General features: G+C 53.5%; 4 protein-coding genes. 3 read left to right on the top strand and 1 reads right to left on the bottom strand.

Annotation, left to right across the window (positions count from 1 at the left end; translation table 11 throughout):
- The 3 genes from V6D20_21365 to V6D20_21355 form a co-directional block, all read left to right on the top strand.
- The coding region (locus tag V6D20_21365; protein ID HEY9818331.1) for a formylglycine-generating enzyme family protein at nt 1-1156 on the top strand (1156 nt) is incomplete at its 5' end.
- A 145-nt stretch (nt 1157-1301) separates the two neighbouring features.
- On the top strand, nt 1302-2177 hold the full coding sequence (locus V6D20_21360) for a formylglycine-generating enzyme family protein (GenBank protein HEY9818330.1): 876 nt from the start codon (nt 1302-1304) through the stop codon (nt 2175-2177).
- 163 nt (nt 2178-2340) lie between these two features.
- A complete protein-coding gene (locus V6D20_21355; GenBank protein ID HEY9818329.1) occupies nt 2341-3702 on the top strand; it encodes a PrsW family glutamic-type intramembrane protease in 1362 nt (453 codons plus the stop codon).
- A 94-nt stretch (nt 3703-3796) separates the two neighbouring features.
- On the opposite strand, the gene V6D20_21350 is transcribed toward V6D20_21355, so the two are convergent.
- The coding region (locus V6D20_21350; protein ID HEY9818328.1) for an ATP-binding protein at nt 3797-4100 on the bottom strand (304 nt) is incomplete at its 5' end.

Below are 4100 nucleotides of genomic sequence, written 5' to 3'. Positions count from 1 at the left end.
CGATCGCCCCCAGTGGACGGCCCTGGCCTGCCTCAAGCCCAGTGAGGCGGTTGAACAAATTCAGCAGGCACTCAAGGCCGTCGCAGAGCAGGACGATGCCCGAGAGCGTATTCGTCTGGCCGCGATCGTGCGCAACTATGCCAATTTGATTGATCCATTGGAGCGGCTGGACTATCGACCGCTGTTGGTGCAGTGGGCTAAGCAAGCGACCCAAAACGCCATCGAGATCGATGGTCTGGTGCTCCATCCTTTCGAGTACCAGGTGGCAACGCTGCACCCGGCTGATGAGCCACCGCCGCCGGAGGGGTTGACGCCGTTTCGGTTTACGGTGGTCTTTCTCAATCGTCGTGGAAGCAGATTCAAGCAAACTTTTGGGCGGGCTTATCAGTTTGTGGAAGACCTACCGGGTGAGGTGGGGATAGAAATGGTGGCTATTCCCAGCGGACGATTTCTTATGGGATCGCCCGGGGGAGAGGGTAGTGATAGAGAACGTCCGCAACATCAGGTAACTGTTCCTCCGTTCTTTATGGGGCGCTATTCGATCACCCAGGCCCAGTGGCGTGCCGTGGCAGCGATGCCTAAGGTAAAGCGCGATCTAAAGCCAAATCCCTCAAAGTTCAAAGGCGATATGCGCCCGGTGGAACGAGTTGACTGGCATGATGCCATGGAGTTTTGCGATCGCCTCTCTGCTCACACGGGACGATCTTATAGCCTGCCTAGTGAAGCGGAGTGGGAATATGCCTGTCGGGCCGGAACCACGACCCCGTTTCATTTTGGCGCAACCATTAGCCCCATGGTGGCAAACTATCGTGGCACCTCTACCTATGGCAATGGCTCCAAGGGAGAGTATCGAGAGAAAACAACATCGGTAGGTCATTTTAGGGTAGCTAACGCCTTTGGCCTATGTGACATGCACGGGAATGTATGGGAATGGTGTTTGGATTCTTGGCATGACAATTACAAGAGCGCACCGACAGATGGAAGCGCATGGAATGCTGACAGGAAAAGGGTTATACATGTCTTGCGCGGCGGGTCTTGGGATCGCAATCCAGAGGGGTGTCGGTCTGCGTGCCGCGGCAGTATCGTCAACTCTGACAACCACAACGACGTCACCCTTGGCTTTCGGGTTGTCTGTCACGTCCGAAGCACTCCCTAGCCCTTTGCTCTTGTGCCCTCCTGCCCTTTGCTGGCGTGAAGTGTCACTTACATGAGTAAGCTTTTGATGTGTTGAAGGCATATAGGTACCTGCATTAGGTTGCGTGGAGAACTCTACCCCAACCCGCTAGGCTAAGATTTTGAGGATGTCTCTTCGCTCCCACATCACCCCCATGACCCAATTCGCCATTCATCAAAAAACCAAAACCAATCGCCGGTTCTTTGAAGATCTCGGGAACGATATCCGCCTAGAAATGGTGCTCATTCCCAGCGGCACCTTCCTCATGGGATCTCCAGAGGATGAACTGGAACGGAGAGACAACGAAGGACCCCGACATCTCGTCACCGTACCCACCTTCTTTATGGGCCGTTATCCCATCACTCAGGAGCAGTGGCGGGCCGTGGCAGCGATGCCCAGGGTAGAGCGTGATCTAGATCCGGCTCCTTCAGAGTTCAAGGGTGATATGCGTCCGGTTGAACGGGTGTCTTGGGAGGACACGATGGAGTTTTGCGCTCGCCTCTCGATCCACACGAAGCGATCCTATAGTCTGCCCAGCGAAGCGGAGTGGGAATATGCCTGCCGAGCTGGAACCACAACTCCGTTCCATTTTGGCGAAACAATAAGCCCTGAAGTAGCGAATTATGACGGCAATTACCTCTATGCCAGGAGCCCTGAAGTAGTGCGCTATGACGGAAGCTCTACCTATGGCGACGCTTCCCAAAAAGCATATCGCAAAGAAACAACGCTGGTAGGATATTTTGGGGTGTCTAATGCCTTTGGTCTGTGTGACATGCACGGAAATGTGTGCGAATGGTGTTTGGATCCTTGGCACGATAACTACGAAGGCGCGCCAATGGATGGAAGTGTCTGGAATTCTGATGAGCAAAAAGACATACGCGTTTTACGTGGTGGATCTTGGCTCAACAAACCGAGGAGTTGTCGATCTGCAAACCGTGACTATGTCAACCCTGCGTCCCATTACGACTACAATGTCGGGTTTCGGATTGTCTGTCACCTCTGAGACACTCCCTAGCCTTTTTGCCCTTTGCTGGCGCGAAGCTCCTAATTTTTTTGATGGTGCCAGGTGAGTAATGGCTGATGGATCGCCCTCAAGGAGACGACTCTGTTTATAGTAGGGGAGTGATTGTACGGTTTTTGACCCCACTTCTTCTCCCCAAGCCACTATGACTGGAGCCTATCCCGCCATCCTCCGCCACCTGAATACGGGTCAATCGAGTGATCCGGTTTATACCCTATCGCCAGACTTCACGGTCGGCCGCGAGCCAAAACTCTGCCAGCTCGTCCTAGACTCCGCCCGCTATGGCGAAGTCTCTCGCCAGCACCTGAAGTTTCAAGCGATCGCTGATGTTGATGGAGCAGCATGGCAGGCCTGCGATCTGAATAGCGCCAACGGCACCTACATCAATCAACAGCCCTTGGTAGGCTGCCAGACCTTGCAAACGGGCGATCGCATTCGGCTGGGGCGCAACGGGCCAGAATTTATCTTCGAAGCAACCACCACACCTAGAGGAACCGTACCATCCGGCAACCACCGCACCGGCAACATGGGCACCAGCCGCCCGCCCGTGCCAGACCCCGTTGCCTCGCAATCCGACGCCGATGCCCTCAGCCTTAGCCAGCTCCTGCCCATCGTGTCCAAAGGTCGCGAACTCAGCAGCAAAGCCTACCTCATCCCCGGCGTGATCACCGTCTCCTTCGTGGTGCTCTTGTTCCTAGCCAACGGTGCGCCAGGACTGTTCAACCTAGTGTTAGCAGTTTACCTATCTAGCGGAGCCTACTACTTTGTCTACTTACTGTGCGGCAAGACAAAACCCTGGTGGCTGCTCATCGGCTCCGCCCTCATGACCGTCCTGCTGCTCCTAAGTCCAGTTTTACCCTTATTTATCCTCATATTTCGAGGCATCTTGCCCGGCAGTATTCCGCCAGATATCTCATCCATCGGCTTCATGGAACTGCTCGTGCGCATGTTCTTTGGCGCTGGCTTGATGGAAGAGCTGCTGAAAGCCATTCCTATTTTTCTAGGCGTTGCCCTAGGTCATCGGCTGCGATCGCCCCAGCGAGAACAGTGGGGAGTTCGAGAACCGCTGGACGGCATCTTAATCGGCGTAGCATCAGCGGCTGGGTTTACCCTGATCGAAACTCTAGGGCAATATGTGCCAGATATTATTAACAGCGTTTCCATGCAGGCAGGGCAAGATCTAGGGCAGCTTGTGGGTCTGCATCTACTGATTCCCCGCATCCTAGGTTCCATCGCGGGACATATGGCCTACAGTGGCTACTTTGGTTACTTTATTGGTCTCAGTGTCCTCAAGCCCCGCAGTCGCTGGACAATCCTCGCCATTGGCTACCTAAGTTCATCCTTGCTCCATGCCCTCTGGAATGCGATCGGTAGCTTTAACTTTTTCCTATTAGCCGTGATTGGCGTCCTGTCCTACGCCTTCCTGGGCGCAGCCATCCTTAAAGCCAGAGAGTTATCTCCAACGCGATCGGAGAATTTCGCCACCCAAGTTAGTCGTATACCTTAGAGATGATTGTGCAACCGTAGAATGCTGTTAGGCAAAGCCGTAACGCACCATCTTATTAATCTTCAATGCGTTACGCTGGCGCTAACAACGCATTCTACGAGGATGGGCGGATGATGGCTTTGGGCCAGGTGAAATAAATGGTGCAGCCCTCCTGCTCCTGGGATTTGAGCCAAATACTGCATCCTTCAGCTTCAATGATTTTTTTGACAATAGCTAGACCGATGCCGGTACTTTCGTTTACGTCTCGTGATTTAAGGGTTTGAAAAATGGTAAAGATTTTACTGTGATACTTGGGATCAATGCCAGGGCCATCATCCGCGATCGCAAACTCGTAGGCACTGTCCAGCTCTTTGACATGGATAAAAATATTCCCATCATCACGATGGTGGTGCTTGATG

The organism is Candidatus Obscuribacterales bacterium, from assembly GCA_036703605.1.
In the GTDB taxonomy this organism is placed as follows: Bacteria; Cyanobacteriota; Cyanobacteriia; order RECH01; family RECH01; genus RECH01.
Note: the sequence above shows the minus strand (reverse complement) of the source record. Positions and strands in the feature narration are given on the sequence as shown.